Source organism: Bradyrhizobium sp. RP6, from assembly GCF_003837805.1.
GTDB lineage: Bacteria > Pseudomonadota > Alphaproteobacteria > Rhizobiales > Xanthobacteraceae > Bradyrhizobium.
The window spans coordinates 247,120-267,157 of the sequence record NZ_RQIT01000004.1 but is presented as its reverse complement, the minus strand read 5'-3'; the positions used below and the strand labels follow the sequence as shown (position 1 = coordinate 267,157).

At 63.9% G+C, this 20,038-nt stretch carries 18 protein-coding genes and 1 pseudogene; 12 read left to right on the top strand and 7 right to left on the bottom strand.

Annotation, left to right across the window (positions count from 1 at the left end; translation table 11 throughout):
- Positions 1-12: 12 nt before the first annotated feature.
- Positions 13-1,164 carry an HlyD family secretion protein gene (locus EHH60_RS12195; protein ID WP_124159703.1) on the top strand — a complete coding sequence of 384 codons (1,152 nt, stop codon included), beginning with the start codon at positions 13-15 and terminating at the stop codon, positions 1,162-1,164.
- Positions 1,161-2,780 carry a DHA2 family efflux MFS transporter permease subunit gene (locus EHH60_RS12190; protein WP_124159702.1) on the top strand — a complete coding sequence of 540 codons (1,620 nt, stop codon included), beginning with the start codon at positions 1,161-1,163 and terminating at the stop codon, positions 2,778-2,780. Before EHH60_RS12195 ends, EHH60_RS12190 begins: the two co-directional genes overlap by 4 nt.
- 31 nt (positions 2,781-2,811) lie before the next feature.
- Here the strand turns inward: EHH60_RS12190 and EHH60_RS12185 are convergent, their stop codons facing one another.
- Positions 2,812-3,294, bottom strand: coding sequence for a winged helix-turn-helix transcriptional regulator (locus tag EHH60_RS12185; RefSeq protein WP_124159701.1), 483 nt, complete (start codon positions 3,292-3,294; stop codon positions 2,812-2,814).
- Between the two features lie 174 nt (positions 3,295-3,468).
- On the opposite strand from EHH60_RS12185, the gene EHH60_RS12180 reads away from it, so the two are divergent.
- The 5 genes and pseudogenes from EHH60_RS12180 to EHH60_RS12160 all read left to right on the top strand — a co-directional run bounded on the left by EHH60_RS12180 (position 3,469) and on the right by EHH60_RS12160 (position 8,448).
- Positions 3,469-4,206 (top strand): SDR family oxidoreductase, encoded by a 738-nt coding sequence (locus tag EHH60_RS12180; protein ID WP_124159700.1) that lies wholly within the window; start codon positions 3,469-3,471, stop codon positions 4,204-4,206.
- Positions 4,207-4,268: 62 nt separating this feature from the next.
- Positions 4,269-5,270, top strand: a complete 1,002-nt coding sequence (locus EHH60_RS12175) for an NAD(P)H-dependent flavin oxidoreductase (protein ID WP_124159699.1) — start codon at positions 4,269-4,271, stop codon at positions 5,268-5,270.
- A 109-nt stretch (positions 5,271-5,379) separates the two neighbouring features.
- Entirely contained in the window at positions 5,380-5,799 is a 420-nt protein-coding gene (locus tag EHH60_RS12170; RefSeq protein ID WP_124159698.1) for a hypothetical protein, read from the top strand.
- A 120-nt stretch (positions 5,800-5,919) separates the two neighbouring features.
- Positions 5,920-7,485 (top strand): alkaline phosphatase D family protein, encoded by a 1,566-nt coding sequence (locus EHH60_RS12165; RefSeq protein ID WP_124159697.1) that lies wholly within the window; start codon positions 5,920-5,922, stop codon positions 7,483-7,485.
- Positions 7,486-7,633: 148 nt separating this feature from the next.
- Positions 7,634-8,448: pseudogene (locus tag EHH60_RS12160) on the top strand (aldo/keto reductase).
- 162 nt (positions 8,449-8,610) lie between these two features.
- Here EHH60_RS12160 and EHH60_RS12155 read toward each other — a convergent pair.
- Both EHH60_RS12155 and EHH60_RS12150 read right to left on the bottom strand, forming a co-directional pair.
- Positions 8,611-8,841: a hypothetical protein gene (locus EHH60_RS12155; protein ID WP_124159696.1), complete on the bottom strand. Its 231-nt coding sequence runs from the start codon at positions 8,839-8,841 to the stop codon at positions 8,611-8,613.
- Positions 8,842-8,938: 97 nt separating this feature from the next.
- Complete coding sequence (locus EHH60_RS12150; protein WP_124159695.1) at positions 8,939-9,391, bottom strand: hypothetical protein; 453 nt, start codon at positions 9,389-9,391, stop codon at positions 8,939-8,941.
- Between the two features lie 159 nt (positions 9,392-9,550).
- Between EHH60_RS12150 and EHH60_RS12145 the strand changes: the two genes are divergently transcribed.
- Positions 9,551-9,823, top strand: a complete 273-nt coding sequence (locus tag EHH60_RS12145; protein ID WP_124159822.1) for a helix-turn-helix domain-containing protein — start codon at positions 9,551-9,553, stop codon at positions 9,821-9,823.
- A 148-nt stretch (positions 9,824-9,971) separates the two neighbouring features.
- Here the strand turns inward: EHH60_RS12145 and EHH60_RS12140 are convergent, their stop codons facing one another.
- Both EHH60_RS12140 and EHH60_RS12135 read right to left on the bottom strand, forming a co-directional pair.
- Positions 9,972-11,204 carry an aminotransferase-like domain-containing protein gene (locus tag EHH60_RS12140; RefSeq protein ID WP_124159694.1) on the bottom strand — a complete coding sequence of 411 codons (1,233 nt, stop codon included), beginning with the start codon at positions 11,202-11,204 and terminating at the stop codon, positions 9,972-9,974.
- 52 nt (positions 11,205-11,256) lie between these two features.
- Entirely contained in the window at positions 11,257-11,784 is a 528-nt protein-coding gene (locus EHH60_RS12135; protein WP_199751418.1) for a DUF3124 domain-containing protein, read from the bottom strand.
- 67 nt (positions 11,785-11,851) lie between these two features.
- On the opposite strand from EHH60_RS12135, the gene EHH60_RS12130 reads away from it, so the two are divergent.
- The 4 genes from EHH60_RS12130 (at position 11,852) to EHH60_RS12115 (ending at position 17,233) form a co-directional block, all read left to right on the top strand.
- Entirely contained in the window at positions 11,852-13,579 is a 1,728-nt protein-coding gene (locus EHH60_RS12130; protein ID WP_124159692.1) for a cation:proton antiporter domain-containing protein, read from the top strand.
- Between the two features lie 190 nt (positions 13,580-13,769).
- Positions 13,770-14,846, top strand: a complete 1,077-nt coding sequence (ribB, locus tag EHH60_RS12125) for a 3,4-dihydroxy-2-butanone-4-phosphate synthase (RefSeq protein WP_124159691.1) — start codon at positions 13,770-13,772, stop codon at positions 14,844-14,846.
- Positions 14,847-14,969: 123 nt separating this feature from the next.
- Positions 14,970-16,184: an acyl-CoA dehydrogenase gene (locus tag EHH60_RS12120; protein ID WP_036004014.1), complete on the top strand. Its 1,215-nt coding sequence runs from the start codon at positions 14,970-14,972 to the stop codon at positions 16,182-16,184.
- A gap of 131 nt (positions 16,185-16,315) precedes the next feature.
- Positions 16,316-17,233, top strand: a complete 918-nt coding sequence (locus tag EHH60_RS12115; RefSeq protein WP_124159690.1) for an MBL fold metallo-hydrolase — start codon at positions 16,316-16,318, stop codon at positions 17,231-17,233.
- 67 nt (positions 17,234-17,300) lie between these two features.
- On the opposite strand, the gene EHH60_RS12110 is transcribed toward EHH60_RS12115, so the two are convergent.
- Together EHH60_RS12110 and EHH60_RS12105 are read right to left on the bottom strand one after the other, a co-directional pair.
- Positions 17,301-18,155, bottom strand: a complete 855-nt coding sequence (locus tag EHH60_RS12110) for a DUF1499 domain-containing protein (RefSeq protein ID WP_124159689.1) — start codon at positions 18,153-18,155, stop codon at positions 17,301-17,303.
- 198 nt (positions 18,156-18,353) lie between these two features.
- Positions 18,354-19,982: a fatty-acid--CoA ligase gene (locus EHH60_RS12105; protein ID WP_124159688.1), complete on the bottom strand. Its 1,629-nt coding sequence runs from the start codon at positions 19,980-19,982 to the stop codon at positions 18,354-18,356.
- Between the last annotated feature and the right edge of the window lie 56 nt (positions 19,983-20,038).

Here is a 20,038-nt window from a genome sequence, read left to right as displayed (position 1 = left end):
AGGTTGTTGGCCGTGGATGCTCAGACACGGGGGCATAGGCCGTCCGCGGAGCAGCCGCAGAGGGCGAAGCAGGCTCCAAATGCGCCGGCTGATCCGACCCGCAGCGCCGACGGCCAGTCGCACAAACTACCGTCGGCGGGAGAGCGGCTTCGTGAGCATTGGCTGCTCGCAACCGCAGGTGCCGTCGTTCTGATCGCCGCGCTCGTCGGCGGCCTGCTCTACTGGCTCGAGGTCCGACACTATGAATCGACCGACGATGCTTTCATCGCGGCGCGAAGCTTCTCGGTCGCCTCGAAGGTCGGCGGCTATGTGACCGACATTCCGGTCACCGACAACCAGCACGTCAATTCCGGCGATCTCCTCGCCAAGATCGACGACCGCGATTATCGCGTCGCCATCGATCAGGCCGACGCGCAGGTCGCCAGCGCCAAGGCGAACATCGCCAATGTCGAGGCGCAGATCGAGTCGCAGCAGGAGCAGATCAAGCAGGCCGAGGCCCAGCTCGAGCAGGCCCAGGCTCAGCTTCAATTCGCGCAGGAGGAATTCACGCGTGCCCAGGATCTGGTCGAGAAGGGCGCCGGCACCGTGCAGCGCCAGCAGCAGACCCGCTCGGATCTTCAGGCGCAGCAGGCCAACACCGAACGCGCCAGGACGGCCGTGACATCGGCGCAACTGGGCATCAAGACGCTGCAGGCCCAGCTCGAAGGCGCCAAGGCGCAGCTCGGGCAGGCGCAGGCACAGCTCGATCAGGCCAAGCTGAACCTGCAATACACCAGCGTCGTCGCCGCCCAGTCCGGTCGCGTCGTCAAGCTCTCTGGCGCCAAGGGCACGTTCGTCACGGCGGGACAGAGCCTGATGATGTTCGTCCCCGACGAGGTCTGGATCGTCGCGAACTACAAGGAGACGCAGCTGAGCGACATGCGTCCGGGCCAGCCGGTCGAGATCCGCATCGATGCCTATCCCGGCCGCAAGCTCACCGGCCACGTCGATTCGGTGCAGCCGGGTTCCGGCACCGCCTTCAGTCTGCTGCCGGCGGAGAACGCGACCGGCAACTACGTCAAGGTGGTGCAACGCGTGCCGGTGAAGATCGTGGTCGACAGCTGGCCGGCCGGCCTGCCGGTTGGCCCAGGCATGTCGGTCGTGCCCTGGACCAGAGTGAGATGACGGACACAGCGCAAGGCGGCGCGTCAGCGGGCGGCTGGTCGCCTGAGCGCTCGGCGGCCGGCGGGCACAATCCCTATTTGATTGCCTTCGTGGTCTCGATCGCGACCTTCATGGAGGTGCTCGACACCACCATTGCCAACGTCGCGCTGCGTCACATCGCAGGCAGCCTCGCGGTCGGCATCGACGAGAGCACCTACGTCATCACCAGCTATCTCGTCGCCAACGCCATCGTGCTGTCGATCTCGGGCTGGCTCTCGACCGTGATCGGCCGCAAGCGTTTTTACATGATGTGCGTCGCGACCTTCACATTTGCCTCGTTGCTGTGTGGCTTCGCGTGGAATCTGCAGTCGCTTGTGCTGTTCCGCATTCTTCAAGGCCTCGGCGGCGGCGGCATGGCGACGAGCGAGCAGGCGATCCTCGCCGACTCCTTCCCGCCGCATAAGCGCGGCCAGGCTTTCGCCATCTACGGCGTCGCCGTCGTGGTCGCGCCGGTGATCGGTCCGACGCTCGGCGGCTGGATCACCGACACCTATACCTGGCACTGGGTATTTCTGATCAACGTGCCGATGGGCCTGCTGTCGCTGTTCCTGGTCGGCACGCTAGTCAAAGAGCCGTCAGGCGCGGAGGAGGAGAGGACGAAGCTGCTCAGCAAGGGCCTACGCGTCGACTATATTGGCTTTCTGCTGGTTGCGATCGGACTGGGCTCGCTGGAATTCGTGCTCGATGAGGGGCAGCGCAACGACTGGTTCGGCTCGAACATGATCATCATCTTCGCGCTGCTGGCCGCGATCTGCCTGCTCGCGCTGATCCCATGGGAGCTGACGCGGGAGGATCCCATTGTCGACTTGCGCCTGCTCGGCCGCCGCCAGTTCGCCGCCTGCTTCCTGGTGATGCTGGCCACCGGGGCCGTGCTGATCTCGACCACGCAGCTCTTGCCGCAGCTGCTCCAGGCCGAGTTGAACTACACCGCCATGCTGGCCGGCCTCGCGCTGTCGCCGGGCGGCATCGCGACCCTCGTGCTGATGCCGGTGGTCGGCCGCCTCGTCGCTACGGTGCAGCCGAAATATCTCATCATGTTCGGCGCGGCGATCGTCGCGCTCTCGATGTGGCATCTCACCGGGCTTACCGGCGACATCACCTATGGCTATGCAGCGCTGTCGCGCATCTTCCTGGCGCTCGGTCTGCCGTTCCTGTTCCTGCCGGTGACGACCGCCTCGTACGATGGCGTTCCGCCGGACAAGACCAACCAGGCCTCCGCCCTGATCAATGTCGCCCGCAATATCGGGGGATCCATGGGTGTTGCGCTGGCGCAAACGATCTTGGCGCAGCGGCAGCAATTCCACCAGAGCCGACTGGTGGAACACGCCGCGCCCTCCGATCTCGGTTATCAGCAGACCATCGACACCATGACGCGGTACTTCCAGGCGCAAGGCTCAAATGCGAGCGATGCAGCGTCACAGGCCGTTGCGTGGGTCGGTCGCACCTTGCAACAGCAGGTCGATTTGCTCGCCTATATCGACGTGTTCTGGACGCTGGCGATCATAGCGGTGCTGATGATCCCCACGGCGGCGGTGCTTCGCCCGATCAAGCTGGGCGGGCCGGCGCGGGGGCATTGATTGCGTTGCTGTTGCAGGTGGCGAGCTTCGATCACGAAGATGCTGCCACTGACCCCACCGCTTTCTTGCCGCCCGGCCCCGCATGCACATGTACCTGCTTGGCGTGCAGCGGCTCGCCGCATTCTGAGCATACCATCACGGGATCGAACAGCATGCCGCAAATCTTGTGCTCGTGCAGCAGCGGGCGGCCGCGCTCGTCGCCCATATGGGCGTCGCCCCAATGCACCATCGCCATGATGACCGGGTAGAGGTCGAGCCCCTTCTCAGTGAGGATGTATTCGTAGCGCTTCGGCGCCTGGGAATAGGGGACGCGGCGCAGGATGCCGAAGCGGACCAGCTTCTTCAGCCGCTCGGAGAGCAGATGACGTGTGATCTGGAGTGAAGACTGGAACGCCTCGAACCGGCGCACCCGCAAGAAGCACTCGCGCAGGATCAGAAGCGTCCAGCGGTCGCCGACAACGGCGATGGTGCGGGAGAGCGAGCAGGGCTCTTCGTCCAGTGTGTCCCATTTCATGATGCGGTCTCCAGCGACAGTCAGTCTGAAAAAGGAACTAACTTGAATAGTCGGCGCAATTTCGTAGCAACGCTACCACTCTTCATCTGGGTTTGACAGTTCTATTTCAGAACTATAGTCTCGGGCACACTGCCCGCCGCACGCCTATAGCGGCTCAAACGGGAGGAGGCGATCTTGCCCAAGCGAAACGCCACCGCGGCTGTCATCGGGGCCGGGGATTTCATCGGCTCCGAGATCGCCAAGAAGTTTGCCGCCGAAGGGTTCTCGATCTTCGCCGGCCGCCGCAATGGGGACAAGCTCGCGCCGTTGGTGCAAGATATCGAAGCTGCCGGCGGTGACATCCATGCGCGCTCGCTCGATGCGCGAAAGGAGGATGAAGTCATCGCCTTCCTCAATGATGCCGACAAGCACGCGCCGCTGGAAGTCTGCATCTTCAATGTGGGCGCCAACGTCAATTTTCCGATCCTCGACACTACCGAGCGCGTGTTTCGCAAGGTCTGGGAGATGGCCTGCTATTCCGGCTTCCTTGCGGGGCGCGAGGCGGCACGGTTGATGTTGTCACGCGGCGGCGGCAACATCTTCTTCACTGGCGCCACCGCCTCCTTGCGCGGCGGTAGTGGTTTTGCCGCCTTTGCCAGCGCCAAGTTCGGCTTGCGCGCGGTGGCGCAGGCGATGGCGCGCGAACTCGGGCCGAAGAACATCCACGTCGCCCATCTCATCATCGATTCCGGGGTCGATACCGAATGGGTGCGGCAGCGCCGGCTCGAGGCGCTCGGGCCGAATGCTCTGGACAATCCCGACCTCCTGATGCCGCCGTCCTCTGTCGCGAATGCCTATTGGCAGCTCTACCAGCAGCCGAAGAGCGCCTGGACCTTCGAGATGGAGATCCGCCCGTTCGGAGAGAAATGGTGACCGCTGCGCAATACTCCGGCTAGACTGATCTCAACATCAAACAAATTCCGGGAGGTACTTGAGTGAAGACCGCGATCACCGAACTGTTCGGCATCGAGCACCCCATCATTCAGGGCGGCATGCATTTCGTCGGCTTTGCCGAACTGGCCGCCGCCGTCTCCAATGCCGGCGGGCTCGGCATCATCACCGGTCTCACGCAGAAGACTCCGGAATTGCTCGCCAAGGAGATTGCGCGCTGCCGCGACATGACCGACAAGCCGTTCGGCGTGAACCTCACCTTCCTGCCGACCTTCTCGGCGCCGCCCTATCCCGAATACATTGCGGCCATTGTCGAAGGTGGCGTCAAGGCGGTGGAGACCGCAGGCCGCAGCCCGGAAGCATACATGCCGGCGCTGAAAGCCGCCGGCATCAAGGTCATCCACAAATGCACCTCGGTGCGCCACTCCCTGAAAGCGGAACGCATCGGCTGCGATGCCGTCAGCGTCGACGGCTTTGAATGTGGCGGACATCCCGGCGAGGACGACATTCCCAACATGATCCTGCTGCCGCGGGCGGCGGAGGAGTTGAAGATCCCGTTCGTCGCCTCCGGCGGCATGGCCGATGGGCGTAGCCTTGTCGCGGCGCTGTCGCTCGGCGCGGCGGGCATGAACATGGGCACGCGCTTCATCGCCACCAGGGAAGCACCGGTGCATGAGAACGTGAAGAATGCACTCGTTGCTGCGACCGAGCTCGACACCCGCCTGATCATGCGGAGCCTGCGCAACACCGAGCGCGTGCTGAAGAACGCCAATGTCGACCGCCTGCTCGAGATCGAGCGCGAGAAGGGCGACAAGCTCACGATCGACGACATCCACGACCAGGTCGCGGGCGTCTATCCTCGGATCATGCTGGACGGCCAGATGGACGCCGGTGCCTGGAGCTGCGGCATGGTCGCAGGCCTGATCCACGACATCCCATCCTGCAAGGAACTGATCGATCGCATCATGGCGGAGGCGGAGACCATCATCCGCAGCCGTCTGATGGGGTTCCTGGACGGGACGGGAGCGACACGAAAGGTCGCCTGACACCGTCAAACTTCTTAACCACGGCGGCACTTGGCCGCTGGAATTGCGCGTGACGCCTCCTAAATAGGGGTAAATTACCCCTTTAATAAATCAATTTCAGGAGGCGCCCGTGGTCCTGAAAAGCGTTCCCTTCGCAATTGCTCTTGCCCTCGTGATCGTGGGGGGCGGCATTGCGCGCGCCGACGACTACAAGCCTGACGAATATCTCGGCCTCGATCTCTCCAAAGCCGTTCTGTCGCCGAAACGTCTCGGGCCGGAGACGCGGTTCGCACCGGTCGCACTCGAAGCGCGCGGCGGCAACGACGCGCGGGCTCGCGCTGAGCCCGTCGACGTGCCGAAGAAGGTTGCTGCCGAACGCGTCCGCGTGGCCGAGCCGAAGGCCGTGCATGCCAGGAGCGCACAATCGCGCGGCGCGGCGCGCGCCAAGCTTGCGCGCCGCCACAGCAATCCGCTCGACGCGCAGGCGATGGACACACGCATCCAGACCTGGCCATGCCGCTCCGGCGGCATCTGCAACTGGAAGCGCTAGTCTCGAGGACCAAGTCGTCATCCCTGCGTCGCAAAACCGTAGGCGCGGAGTCAAGAAACCGTAAGCTGGAAGTCAAGGAGCGCAGGCACCTTCCGTCGCGATTCGACGAAGGTCTCCTGAATGGCAACGCTCCGCGCCTCCCGCGCATGGACCCGGCGGCAGTTCCTGGTCCGCTCCGCCTCCAGCCTCGCCATCGCCTCGCTTGCGAAGCCCTCCATCAGTCGTGCCGCCGACCGCCCGCAGATCGCGGGCGGGATCCAGTCCGGCGACGTCTCTCACGGCTCGGCCGTGATCTGGGCCCGCGCCGACCGGCCGGCGCGGATGCTGGTGGAGTGCTCGACCGTCGAGAGCTTCAAAACGATCATCGCATCGGCCTCCGGCGATGCACTGCCCGACGCAGATCTCACCTCAAAACTGCTGCTGACCGATCTGCCACCGGGCCAGGATATCTTCTACCGCGTGCGCTTCGACGACATTGCCACTGGTCTCGCCGGTGAAAGCCGCATCGGCCATTTCCGTACCGCGCCGGCAGCTGGCCAGTCGATCTCGTTCCTGTGGTCCGGCGATACCGCGGGGCAGGGCTGGGGCATCGACACCGCCCGCGGCGGCTATCGCAGCTATCGAACCATGCTCGACAACCGTCCGGATTTCTTCATCCATTCCGGCGATCATATCTATGCCGACTGCCCGATTCCATCCGAGTTGAAACTGCCGAACGGTGAGACCTGGCGCAACGTCGTGACCGAGGAAAAGTCCGAAGTCGCGCACACGTTGGCGCAGTTCCGCGGCAACTACAAGTACAACCACCTCGATGAGCACTTCCGCGCCTTCCACGCGGAGGTGCCGATGTTTGCGCAATGGGACGATCACGAGGTCACCAATGACTGGTCGCCGATCGGAAGCTATGACGATGCCGGTTACGAGGACGATGGCACCCCGCGCCTGGTCGCGCGCGCCCGCCGCGCCTTCTTCGACTTCATGCCGATCCGCGACATCGGCGCGCGAAAAGGACGCGTCTATCGCAAGATCGCCTACGGTCCGCTGCTGGACGTCTTCATGGTCGACATGCGCAGCTACCGCGATGAGAGCTGGAACAAAGGCGATGATCACCGCGGCTGGATCCTGGGCGCCGAGCAGCTCGCCTGGCTGAAGCGCGAGTTCGTCGCCTCGCGCGCGACCTGGAAGGTGATCGCGGCTGATCTGCCGATCGGTCTGATCAGCCTGGATGCCGTCGCGCTCGGCGATGGTCTGCCCGACCGGCGCGAGCACGAGATCGCCGACATGCTCTCCTCCATCAAGCGCGCCGGCATCCGCAACGTGGTCTGGCTCACCGCCGACATGCACTACACCGCCGCGCATTACTATGATCCGAACAAGGCGCGATTCCAGGATTTCGAGCCGTTCTGGGAGTTCGTCTCCGGTCCGTTGCATGCCGGCAGCTGGGGGCCTGGCGAGCTCGACGACACCTTTGGCCCGGTCGCGATGTATCAGCAGGGCTGCAGCGCAGCGCAGGGCGAGAACCTCGCGCCATGTTTCGGACTGCAGTTCTTCGGAAGGGTCGACATCGATGGCCGCAGCGGTGTGATGACCGTGACCTTGAAGGATGTGGACAATCGGGACCTCTGGTCGGTCGACATCGTGCCGCAGCCGCAGGGGCGTCCGGCCGTGGTGGCGCAGCATTCCTAGCCGCGAACCCGATCTTGATGATTGGCTGGCCAGCCGCTCGCGCGCTATATAGTCGCTACTCTCGCCGCCTCTTTTCCATCACCGAAGAGTCTGCTCACGCGGCATTGCTGCGCGCATCGGTGGCTGCGATATCTCAGGAGCCTGTTTCATGGACCATCTGAAAACACAGGGCATCAGCTTCCCCAAGCTCGGCCTCGGTACCTTCCGCATGCAGGGCGATGCCTGCCGCGCCGCAGTCGAGAGCGCGCTGTCGATCGGCTATCGCCACCTCGATACTGCCGAGATGTATGCCAATGAGGAGCCGATCGGCTCGGCCATCGCGTCGTCCCGCCGCGAGGCGAGCTGCACGTCACCACAAAAGTCTGGCACGAGAACCTCGCCCCTGACGCGATCCGGCGTGCCTTCGATGCCAGCCTGAAGAAGCTCAGGCTCGACCATGTCGATCTTTATCTCGTGCATTGGCCATCGAAGGCTGCGAACTGGGGCGCGGTGTTCGAGACTCTGATGAAGCTCAAGGAGGAGGGGCGCGCGCGAGCCATTGGCGGCGCCAATTTCACAACGGCACTGCTCAAAATCGCGGTCGAGGACATCAAGGCGCCGATCGCCTGCAACCAGATAGAGTATCACGCCATGCTCGATCAATCGAAGGTGCTGGCCTATCTCCGGGCCAAGTCGATCCCGCTCGTCGCTTATTGTCCTTTGGCGCAGGGGCGCATCGCCTCGGATCCGGTGCTGGCCGAGATCGGCGCCAGGCACGGCGCGACCGCCGCGCAGGTCGCGTTGAAATGGCTGCTCGACCAGGACGGCGTCGCCGCGATCCCGAAGGCCTCGCGCCGCGAGAGCCAACAGGCCAATCTCGACGCGCTCAAGATCGCGCTCGATGATTCCGACCGCAAGAAAATCGCCGCGCTGTCGAAGGACAGACGCTGCGTCAATCCCGGCTTCGCACCGGCGTGGGATTAGCTCGAGTGCCTAAAGCATGATCCTGAGAAGTGCGCAGCGGTTCTCCGAAAAGATCATGCGTAAACAGCGACTTAAAGCGCGTTGACGTTTCATCCTAATCGCATCGCGCTTTAGGCAACAGAAATGGCCCCGTGAGGGGCCATGTCCACATCGCGTCGCTCATTAATCCCAGTGGTGGTGGCGGTGGCTGCGCTTGATCACGACCACGCGGTCTCCGCGATGGTGGCGGTGCCAGCCGCGGTCATGATGGTGCATACGATATTCAGCGCGGGCGCCGTACGGACCGTGATGATGATGACCGCGCTTGATCACCACCGTCTCTGCGCTCGCCAGCGTCGGCGCCGCGATCACGAGCGCACCGAGAGCTGCAACCACATAACCAAGCTTCTTCATGATGTTCTCCTCCAAACGAATGCACATCTAAACCGCAGATAACCGCGAACGTTCCGGAGCAACAGGAAGAGAATTCTGAATGGATGTTCAGGTGCAGCTAATCGCAGCGTTGCTGCGCGGGCGTTGGTGCGCCAGTGGCGACGTATTTGCCGTCCCTGATCGTATACTCGCCGCGCTCGCTGCGATTGTAGATCGCGCGCAGGCTTCCGTCCTTCTGCAACAGAAGTCCGAATTCACGCGTCTGACGCAGCGAGGGGAAGAACACCATCAAGTCGAGCAGGCCCTCGGCATCGACTGTGGCCGACACCACCTCGTTCTCGTCTTTGGCTTCGCCGAAATCGCGCCGGTACATCACCCGGCCATCTTTCCTGATTTCGTAAGTCAGGAGCGCACCCTTGTCGCGGTCGGGCCGAGCGGCGCAGTCGACCGCCCATGAGCCGAGCAGGCCCCATTGCTCGACTGTCGCGGCCAGCGTCTCGGCACCGGCCACGGAGGTAAACGCAACCCACAGCACCACAGCCGCGATCCAGCGGTTCAAACAACGCATCATGTCCTGAAAAAACCCCGCCTCGAAGACTTCTAAACTGTAGCATCGCGCTCGCGGCCGTTCCACGGCGGCCGCAGATCGCTCGCGAATTTGATCCGCGTCAATGAGGCAGCGCATTTGGAGGGTAGGATGGCATTCCCGAAGGCGAACGTGGATAGAGCAATGCTGAATCAAGTCATGGATTTTGCGGGCGAGGTGCTGCCGGGGAGCTGTGCCGTACCGCCTTATTCCGAGGCCGCGTTTCTGACCGAGCTGGGCGATCGCTTGCGGTCCTCGCGCATGCGCTGCGACCTGTCGCGCCGGGAGCTCGCCCGTCGCTCCGGGATTTCCGAGCGCTATATCGCCCAAATCGAGGCCGGCAAAGGCAACGTCTCGATCGTCCTGTTGCTGCGGCTGGCCTCCGCGATTCACGGCAGTCAGCCACAGGTGGCCTGACAGAGCGTGATTTCTCGGCGTGGCATAAGCGCTCTCGCCGGGTCAATGGGTCTGGAAGACCGCGTCGCGTCCACCGACCAGGCAACCACCAGGACGAGAGCGAACGCGATTCCGCTAATCAGGCGAGGATGCGCGCCGCCCGCCTCATCTAGGCCCGCTTCTCCACATTGGCGCTGCGGGCCGGCACCCCGAATTCCTTGCGGCAGACCTCGGCCAGCAGGGCGACGCCTTCCCGGATCTGCTGATGCGTGGGGCTGGCGAAGCACAACCTGAGCCGCGAGCTGGAATGGCTCTTGTTGGTCGACCATTCCGGTCCCGGATTGATCGAGACGCCGGCGGCGAGCGCCGCCTGATACAGTTTCAGCGTATCGACTTGGTCGGGCAGCTTCACCCAGAGGAAGATGCCGCCCTTCGGCTCCTCGAATTCGGCGGCCGTCCCGAACTGCTCGTTGAGCGCCTCCATCAGCGTGTCGAGCTTGGTGCGCAGCGCCTTCGTCAAGGCCGGCACATGGGTCGAAAAATGCGGCTTGCAATAGGTCGCCAGCACCATCTGCTCCAGCGCGCCGGACCCAGCATCCGTCTTCAGCGCCAGCATTCGCGACATCACGTCCCAGGGCGCGACGACGAAGCCGACGCGCAGCGCCGGCGCAATCGACTTCGAGAACGAGCCGATATGGATCACGCCGCCGCTCTCGCTCATCGCGTAGATCGCCGGCGGGCGCTGGCCCGACCAGACGAGGTCCGCATAGCAATCGTCCTCGAAGATGGGCACACCATACTCCATCGCGAGCCGGACGAGTTCGGCGCGGCGGCTCTCGGGCATGACGGTGCCGGTCGGGTTCTGCACCGTCGGAATGGTGTAGATGTATTTCGGGCGGATGCCGCGGCTCTTCAGGTCGGCCAGCGTCGTTGCCAGCGCGTCCATGCGCATGCCGTCCTGGTCGAGGGGAATGCCGACGACGTTGACGCCGAGCCGCGCTAGGCGGTTCAACGACCCCTGATAGCTGTCCTGCTCGAATATGACGGTGTCGCCGCGCGCCAGCAGTGTGGCGTTGACGAGATCGAGCGCCTGCAGCGAGCCGGAGACGATCAGGAGGTCGTCGACCGTGCAGCTGATGCCGGCATCGCGCTTAAGTTTCGACACCAGGAATTCGCGCAGGGACAGGTAGCCCTGCGGACCATGCGCCAGTCCGTAAGTGGCGAGGGAGCGGCCCTCGCGCCGCAGCACCGTGTCGGCCGCTTCGATCAGCTCGTCGAGCGGCACCTGTTCGGAATCGTTGTTGCCGCCGACGAAGCTGTACTTGGCAAGACCCGCCCAGCGCGCAGAGGGGGCCGGCAGCCCTGCCGGAAACAGGGGCGCGAAATCGAAGCTGGACGTCATGGGAGCGTTCCTCGTTTTGTTTTTGTTGAGCGTCGGCTTTGCACCGGTCGCCTTACCTCGTGCCGGCCGTCCTGGTCGGACGGCCCTGGCTGATGAAAGCGTAATGCGCATTGGCGATGCCGCCAACCATCAGGGCCTCGATCACCGGCTCGGCGATCTCGCCCGTGGCGGCCCAGTCGACGAGGAAGTTGGCCCCGGTCCCGCCGCGCACGTCATCGGTCGGAATGAAGATCGAGACGGTGGCGAGCGGTTTCAACGCCACCGGCGCCTTCAGATAGCTCTCAACCTGCTTGCCTGCGGTGTCGAAATAGGCGATGCGTTTGACGACCAGCGGCTGGGTCTCGGAGGCGTTGTGCACGTTCAACGTCACCGAGAAGTCGACACGCAGCTTGCCCTGGCTCATCGCGACGCTGGAATAGGCGGGCACGTAGAACCCCCCGGAAACGGCGAGATCCTCCTTCGGCAGCGCGGTGAGCGAATCGGCAAAGCTTCGTTCGATATTGACCTTGGATTGCGCGGCGGCGGGCACGGCAAAGGCGAGGGGACCTAGCAGCATGGCTGCGACGAGCCCTCTGCGCATGTGACGAATTGCTCGCTTGCCGCACCGCAACCCGCTTCTAGGGTGCGGCAAAACGGACCAATTTGGCATGCACGAGCTCATTCGCGACATCACTCTTTCTATCCTGTTTGCCTGGATGCTGGGCCTGCTCGCCCATTTCTCCCGGCAACCGCTGATCCTGGCCTACCTTATCGCCGGCTTCTGCATAGGTCCATTCGGCGCCGGCTGGGTCCATTCGCAGGAATCGATCAGCGTCATCTCAGAGCTTGGCCTGATCTTCATGCTGTTCATGATCGGGCTCGAGATCGACCTGAAGAAGATCGTGCGGGCAGGGCGGGTGATCCTGTTCGCGGCGGGCAGCCAGCTGCTCGGCGGCTGTCTGCTCGGAGCTCTGTTCTTCGTCGGCATCGGCCTGTCGCTTGGCGGCGGGCATTTCGATGTGGTCTATCTCTGTGTCGCTTGCGCGCTGTCGAGCACCGTCATCATCGTCAAGGTGCTCTACGAGAAACGCGAGCTCGATACGCTGCCGGGCCGCATCACCCTCGGCATCCTGGTGCTCCAGGACATCTTCGCGATCCTGTTCCTGGCGGTGCAGCCGAGCCTAGCCAATCTGCAGGTCAGCGTCATCCTGCTCTCGATCGGCCGCGTCGCGGTGCTGGTCGCTGCCGCGCTTCTGGTCAGCCGCTACGTACTGCCGCGCCTGTTCCACCAGATCGCCCGGCGGCCCGAGCTGATCCTGCTCGGAGCGCTCGCCTGGTGCTTTCTCGTCGCCGAGACTGCCGAGCGGCTCTCGCTGTCGCGCGAAATGGGCGCGCTGATTGCCGGCGTCTCGCTCTCGACCTTCCCTTACGCGCTCGACGTGACCGCCAAGGTCACCACGCTGCGCGACTTCTTCATCACGCTGTTCTTCGTTGCGCTGGGCATGACCATCCCCGTGCCCGGCCTATCGGTGATTGGCCTTGCCCTGATGATCGCGGGGTTCACGGTGGTGAGCCGCCTCGTCACCACGTCCACGCCGCTCTATCTGATGAAGCAGGGCTTGCGCGCCAGCCTGTTGCCGGCGCTGAACCTCGCGCAGATCTCCGAGTTCTCGCTTGTGGTGATCCAGACCGGTGTCGCCGACCACCATATCGCAGCGGAGACGGCAAATGCCACCTCCTTCGCCTTCGTGGTGCTGGCGGTGCTCTCGACCTTCGTGATGACCCGCAGCGACGAGATCACCCGCTGGGCGATCGGCCCCTTGAAGCGGATCGGCCTGCGCGACCTCGACCATGGCAACGGCCATGCCGAGGAGCACGGGGGCGGCCATGGCGAAGCCCGCCGTATCGTCATCCTCGGCTTTTTCCGTGCGGCGAGCGCGCTTCTGGCGGAGATCGAACGGCAGACGCCGGTGTTGCTGGAGCAGATCACCGTGGTCGATTTCAACCCAAATGTGTACCAGACCCTGCTTTCGCGCGGCTTGCATGTGATCTATGGCGACATCAGCAATGTCGATACGCTGCTCCACGCCGGCATCGGCAAATCCGAGATGATCATCCTCAGCGTGCCGGATTCGCTGCTGAAGGGCGCCACCAACGAGAAGCTGGTCCGCCACGTCCGCGCGCTCAATCCGACCGCGCTGATCGTCGCCACGGCCGACCTCCTGGCCGATGTCGGCGCGCTCTACGAGGCCGGGGCCAGCTATGTCACCGTGACCCGGCTCAGCGATGCCCATGAGCTGTTTACCGTGATCGAAGCCGCCCAGGCCGGCCTGCTCGCCGACAAGCGTGCCGAGCTCGATCTGCGGCTCGGTGAGCGGCGCGAGGTGCTGCCCTGACGGCGTCCGGCCGCCTTCCTTGCGGGCCGTGTGCGCCTATATCCCTGGTATCTTCGGTGCAAGCCTGAAAACCGCTTGGGACAGGCCTGCCCCGGGCATATGCGGTTGCGTCCAGGACACTAGCGTCCCGGGCCAAGTCCAGCTAAGGCGTCCGGTTAAGCCTCCGGCCCATAACCGATAGAGATTGGGAATGCCCGATACCGTCCAGGAAGTCTTGCAGGCCTTTGCCCGGGGTGAGCTCGTCGTCGTCACCGACGACGAGGATCGTGAGGGCGAGGGCGATCTGATCGTCGCAGCCTCGCTCTGCACCGCCGAGAAGATGGCCTTCATCATCCGCCATACCTCCGGCATCGTCTGCGCGCCCGTGACGACCGAGGACGCGCGCCGTCTGCGGCTCGACCCGATGGTCGCGCACAACGATTCCGCGCACACCACCGCGTTCACGGTCTCGATCGACTACAAGCCCGATGGCGGCACCGGCATCTCCGCCGAGGAGCGCGCCTCGTGCTGCCGCGCGCTCGCCAATCCCAATGTCGGTGCCAACGACTTCGCCCGGCCCGGCCACATCTTCCCGCTGATCGCCAAGGACGGCGGCGTGCTTTTGCGCTCCGGCCATACCGAGGCCGCGGTCGATCTCTGCAAGCTTTCGGGCCTGCCCCCGGTCGGCGTCATCAGCGAGTTGATGAACGACGACGGCAGTGTGATGAAGGGCGAGCAGGTGGCGCGCTTCGCCGCCCAGCACAAGCTCAAGCACGTGACCATCGCGGATATGATCGCCTACCGCCAGGCGCGCGAAAAACTGATCGAGCGGGTCTCGACCTTCGTCACCGAGAGTCCGATTGGTCCCTTGCAGGGCTATGCCTACCGCTCGCCGTTCGATTCCATCGCTCACGTCGCCTTCGTCTATAACGGCGTCGGCGACGGCAAGAACGTGCTGACGCGCTTCCACAAGCCGAACATCGTCAAGGATACCTTCACCGGTCACAAGCGCATGGCCGTCGTGCTCGAGCATTTCAAGAAATCGGGCCGTGGCGTGCTGGTTTACTTGCGCGATGGCGCGGCCGGTGTCCCCGTGGCGCCGCTGCCGGACGAGTCATTGACGGAAGCCGACCGCAACCGGCAGTGGCGCGAGGTTGGCGTCGGCGCGCAGATCCTGCGCGATCTCGGCGTCACGTCGATCCGGCATCTCACCTCCTCGGTGCACGACTACAAGGGTTTGTCGGGCTTCGGCATCGAGATCGTCGCCAACGAGCAGCTCGAAAGCTGACCACAACGTTTCCAGGCTCACGCCGTGGCGCAAGCCGGAAACCAGGATGCAATTGAACTTGTTGCCGCGGCGCTTTAGTTTGTCGGGCAATTATCGACGGAACCAGACGCGAAAGGACGTTTCATGAGCGTGCGCCCTCAGGCCAAGGACAAGCCGGCTGCGGCTTCTTTCCAGTGGGACGATCCGTTCCTGCTCGACGAGCAGCTGACCGAAGACGAGCGCATGGTGCGCGACACCGCCCGCGCCTACGCCCAGGACAAGCTGCTGCCGCGGGTCTCCAAGGCCTATCTCGAAGAGAAGACCGACCGCGAGATCTTCAACGAGATGGGCGAGCTCGGCCTGATCGGCATCACGCTGCCGGAGGAATATGGCTGCGCCAATGCGAGCTACGTCGCCTATGGCCTCGTCGCGCGCGAGATCGAGCGGGTCGATTCCGGTTATCGCTCGATGAACTCGGTGCAGTCCTCGCTGGTAATGTACCCGATCTACGCCTATGGCGACGAGAACCAGCGCAAGAAGTACCTGCCGAAGCTCGCCAGCGGCGAGTGGGTCGGCTGCTTCGGCCTGACGGAGCCTGACGCCGGCTCCGATCCGGCCGGCATGAAAACCCGTGCGGAGAAGGTTTCGGACGGCTATCGCCTCACCGGCAGCAAGATGTGGATCTCGAACGCGCCGATCGCCGACGTGTTCGTGGTGTGGGCCAAGTCGGCCGCGCACGACAACCAGATCCGCGGTTTCGTGCTGGAGAAGGGCATGAAGGGCCTCTCCGCTCCGAAGATCGGCGGCAAGCTGTCCTTGCGCGCCTCGATCACCGGCGAGGTCGTGATGGACGGCGTCGTGGTTCCGGAAGACGCCCTGCTGCCCAATGTCTCCGGCCTGAAGGGCCCGTTCGGCTGCCTCAACCGCGCCCGTTACGGCATCTCCTGGGGTGCGCTTGGTGCCGCCGAGGACTGCATGCATCGCGCCCGCCAGTACACGCTCGATCGCAAGCAGTTCGGCAAGCCGCTCGCCGCGACCCAGCTCGTGCAGAAGAAGCTCGCCGACATGGAGACCGAGATCGCGCTCGGCCTTCAGGGCTCGCTTCGCGTCGGCCGCCTGATGGATGAGGGCAAGTTCGCGCCCGAGATGATCTCGATCATGAAGCGCAACAATTGCGGCAAGGCCCTCGACATCGCCCGCACCGCCCGCGACATGCACGGCGGCAACGGCATCTCGATCGAATATCACGTGATGCGCCACGTCCATAATCTCGAGACGGTCAACACCTACGAGGGCACCCACGACGTCCACGCCCTGATCCTGGGCCGCGCGATCACGGGCATTCAGGCGTTTTTCTGATTTGGTTCTCCGTCATTCCGGGGCGATGCAACCATCGAACCCGGAATCTCGAGATACTCGGGTGCGCAAGCGCGCATCTGAGTTCGCCCTTCGGGCGCCCCGGAATGACGTCAAAGAACAAAGAAGAAGCCATGTCCGACAACGACGACGTCCCGTTCAACCGCAACTTTCCGCTGAAGCCCGGCCTCGTCGAGGAGGTCCGCCCCGGCGTGCGGCGCGTTCTCTGCAACAATCCGAGCCCGTTCACCTTTACCGGCACGGTCAGCTACATCGTCGGCAGGGGCAATGTTGCGATCATCGATCCCGGTCCGGACGATGAGGCGCATGCGGCTGCACTGCTCGATGCCGTGCGCGGCGAGACGGTGAGCCATATCTTCGTCACCCACACCCATCGCGACCATTCGCCGAACACCGCGCGCATCAAGCAGGCGACAGGTGCGCCGGTCTATGCCGAAGGCCCGCATCGCGCCTCGCGCCCGCGTTTCGAGAGCGAGAAGCACAATCCGGAATCCGGCGCCGACCGCGATTTTGCGCCAGACGTCAACCTCGCACACGGCGACGTCGTTGAAGGCGACGGCTGGCGGCTCGAGGCCGTGGCGACGCCCGGCCACACGGCCAATCATCTGGCATTCGCCTGGCCCGAGCGAAAGTTCAACTTCGTCGGCGATCACGTGATGGGCTGGTCGACCTCTATCGTGGCGCCGCCCGACGGTTCGATGATCGACTACATGGACTCGCTGGACCGGCTCGCGGCACGCGAGGAGGATCTCTATTTCTCGGGCCACGGCCCCGAGATCTCCGAGGGCCAGCGCTTCGTGCGCTTCCTGATCCGTCACCGCAAGGCGCGTGAGGCCTCGATCCTGCACCGCCTCGCCAAGGGCGAGGCCGACATCCCGACCATGGTCCGCGCGATCTATATCGGTATCGATCCGAGGCTGACGACGGCCGCCGGCTACTCCGTGCTGGCGCACCTCGAAGACCTGGTTGCGCGAGGGGTGGTCGCGACCGATGGCGATCCCGTGATCGGCGGGACGTATCGGCTGGCGTAGGAGCGAATGGCGAATAGGGAGTGGCGAATTGCGTTTCTCCATTCGCTATTCGCCACTCGCCAGTTCGCTATTTTTTCACCGTCTTTGCCGGCGCCTTGGGCGGCGCGACCGGCGTCTTCTTCACGGGCTTGAGCGCGTCGGCATCGGCGGCGGTGTTGAGATCGTCGATGAATTTCTTGATGCGCGCGGCGTTGCTGCCGAGATCGCTGTCGAAATTGCGCGAGGCGGAGCGCATATCGACCCGTGAATCATCGCCATCCGGCACGACTCTTATCGAAACGTCCTCGCGAAGACCCATGATCGGCGTGCGCGCCACCGCCTCGATGCGGCCGATGCGGCGCGGCGGCTGCGGCGCGCGCTCGTCGATGACGAGCCATTTGCGTTTGTGCACAAGCTTGAGCGCGATTGCATAGGCGCGGTCGGCGGAAATCTCGAGCTCGACGGGCTCGATGTCGGGATAGAAGTGGCGCTGCTGCTCCGCCGAGTAGAGGCCGGCATAGACCGCAGTGTTGGTGCCCTCGCCGGTGCGCAGGCGCGCCAGCGCGTCGAAGCGCGGCGGATCGATCGGGTCGGTGGTGATGTCGTAGATCGACGGCAGCTTGCGATATTGAAAGGCCAGATAGGCGGGGTAGGCGAGGATTGCCCCGTCGATCAGGAAGGCGAGCAGGATGCGCGCCAAGCCCCGCGAGCCGTTCTGCCAGATCGCGGCAAAGCCCGCGAGCCCGAACAAGATCGACAGGCTGGTGATTGCGAGCCCGCCGAAGAAAGTCGCAAGCGCCGGCTTCGGCTCCAGGAAATCGAAGCGCACGACGATGACCGACACCACCACCGCCACTACCGCGAACACGGCCAGATTGCGCGCCCAGTTCGCGAGGCTGGACACGGGCTCCGACTGATAGGGAGCGGAAAACCTGCGGGCCATCGGGTGAAGCTCTGCCGGGGTTGGCGATGCCGGCCGATCTGGCGCGACGATGGTTTGTTGAGACCACGGCGCGGCGGCAAATTCAAGGGAGACGGACGGTGAGTGCCCGTCATTCCGGGGCGCCCGAAGGGCGAACCCGGAATCTCGAGATTCCGGGTTCGATGCCGTTGCCATCGCCCCGGAATGACGTGTGGGGTGTTACGCCGCCGCGTTCGGGAAGCGATAATCCTTGAACTGGTCGCGCAGCGCCGTCTTCAGGATCTTGCCGGTGGCCGTATGCGGAATACCTTCGACGAAGGCAACGTCGTCGGGCATCCACCATTTGGCGATCTTGCCCTCCATGTATTTGAGAATGTCCTCGCGGGTGGCCTGCTGGCCCTGCTTGAGCTGCACGATCAGAAGCGGCCGTTCGTCCCATTTGGGGTGGAATACGCCGATCACGGCGGCCTCGGCCACGGCCGGATGGCCGACTGCGAGGTTTTCGAGGTCGATCGAGGAGATCCACTCGCCGCCGGACTTGATCACGTCTTTGGAACGGTCGGTGATCCGCATGTAGCCGTCCTCGTCGATCGTCGAGACGTCCCCGGTGTCGAAGAAGCCTTCCTCGTCGAGGATGTTGGTGTCGACCCGGTAATAGGCCTTGGCCACGGCAGGCCCGGAGACCTTGAGGCGGCCGAAGGTTTTGCCGTCCCAGGGCAGCTCCTTGCCGGCATCGTCGGTGATCTTCATCTGCACCGCGAAGGGCGCATAACCCTGCATCTGGAGCACGTCGAGCTTGGCATCGCCCGTCGCATTGTGGAACGGAGGCTTCAGCGCCGCGACGCTGCCGATCGGGCTCATCTCGGTCATGCCCCAGGCGTGACGGACGTTGGAGCCCATGTCGAGGAAGGCCTTGATCATCGAGCGCGGCATCGCCGAGCCGCCACAGATCACCATCTTCAGATCCGGCAGCTTGAGATTGTTGGCGGCCATGTGCTGAAGCAGCATCAGCCACACGGTCGGCACGCCCGCGGTGTGCGTCACCTTCTCGGTCGAGAGCAGCTCATAGACCGAGGCGCCGTCCAGCTTGGCGCCGGGCATGACCAGCTTGGTGCCCTGCGAGGGCGCGGAAAAGGCGATGCCCCAGCTGTTGGCATGGAACAGCGGAACCACCGGCAGCATTGTCTCGGACGCGCTCGTGCCGAGCGCGTCGACATTGTTGGCCATCAGCGCGTGCAACACGTTGGAGCGATGCGAGTACAGCACTCCCTTGGGATCGCCGGTCGTGCCGGAGGTGTAACACATCGCGGCTGCCGTGTTCTCGTCGAACTCCTTCCATTTGAATTTGCCGTCGGCCTCGGCGATCCAGTCCTCGTAGGCGACCACGTTCTTCAGCGTGGTCTCGGGCATATGCGCCTTGTCGGTGAGCACGACGTAGCGCTCCACGCTCGGCAGCTTGTCGGCGATCTTCTCCAAGATCGGAACGAAGGTGATGTCGGTCATCACGATGCGATCCTGCGCATGATTGATGATCCAGGCGATCTGCTCCGGGAAAAGGCGCGGATTGACCGTGTGGCAGATGGCGCCGATCCCCATGATGCCGTACCAGACCTCGAGATGGCGCCAGGTGTTCCAGGCGATCGTTGCGACCCGGTCGCCGAGCTTGATGCCGTCTCGTTCCAGCATCTGCGAGACCTTGAGGGCGCGCTTGTGGATCTCGGCGTAGTTGGTGCGGTGGATCGGTCCCTCCACCGAGCGCGTGACCACCTCCTGCTTGCCATGAATCCTGGCGGCGTGTTCGATGATCCGGTGGCAGAGCAGGGGCCAATCTTGCATCAAACCGAGCATTCCGACGTTCCTCCGAAAAGTCGCTGGGCGCGTTGTCGCTCTCAGCATTGGGCCAA

Excerpts from the sequence above, each read along its gene's own strand:
- EHH60_RS12140 (WP_124159694.1), bottom strand. The coding sequence starts at position 11,204 with ATGACGTCCAGCTTCGATTTCGCGCCCCTGTTTCCGGCAGGGCTGCCG.
- EHH60_RS12150 (WP_124159695.1), bottom strand. The coding sequence starts at position 9,391 with ATGATGCGTTGTTTGAACCGCTGGATCGCGGCTGTGGTGCTGTGGGTT.
- EHH60_RS12115 (WP_124159690.1), top strand. The coding sequence starts at position 16,316 with ATGTCCGACAACGACGACGTCCCGTTCAACCGCAACTTTCCGCTGAAG.
- EHH60_RS12130 (WP_124159692.1), top strand. The coding sequence starts at position 11,852 with ATGCACGAGCTCATTCGCGACATCACTCTTTCTATCCTGTTTGCCTGG.
- EHH60_RS12120 (WP_036004014.1), top strand. The coding sequence starts at position 14,970 with ATGAGCGTGCGCCCTCAGGCCAAGGACAAGCCGGCTGCGGCTTCTTTC.
- EHH60_RS12190 (WP_124159702.1), top strand. The coding sequence starts at position 1,161 with ATGACGGACACAGCGCAAGGCGGCGCGTCAGCGGGCGGCTGGTCGCCT.
- EHH60_RS12135 (WP_199751418.1), bottom strand. The coding sequence starts at position 11,784 with ATGCGCAGAGGGCTCGTCGCAGCCATGCTGCTAGGTCCCCTCGCCTTT.
- EHH60_RS12165 (WP_124159697.1), top strand. The coding sequence starts at position 5,920 with ATGGCAACGCTCCGCGCCTCCCGCGCATGGACCCGGCGGCAGTTCCTG.
- EHH60_RS12145 (WP_124159822.1), top strand. The coding sequence starts at position 9,551 with ATGCTGAATCAAGTCATGGATTTTGCGGGCGAGGTGCTGCCGGGGAGC.
- EHH60_RS12105 (WP_124159688.1), bottom strand. The coding sequence starts at position 19,982 with ATGCTCGGTTTGATGCAAGATTGGCCCCTGCTCTGCCACCGGATCATC.
- ribB (WP_124159691.1), top strand. The coding sequence starts at position 13,770 with ATGCCCGATACCGTCCAGGAAGTCTTGCAGGCCTTTGCCCGGGGTGAG.
- EHH60_RS12185 (WP_124159701.1), bottom strand. The coding sequence starts at position 3,294 with ATGAAATGGGACACACTGGACGAAGAGCCCTGCTCGCTCTCCCGCACC.
- EHH60_RS12110 (WP_124159689.1), bottom strand. The coding sequence starts at position 18,155 with ATGGCCCGCAGGTTTTCCGCTCCCTATCAGTCGGAGCCCGTGTCCAGC.
- EHH60_RS12155 (WP_124159696.1), bottom strand. The coding sequence starts at position 8,841 with ATGAAGAAGCTTGGTTATGTGGTTGCAGCTCTCGGTGCGCTCGTGATC.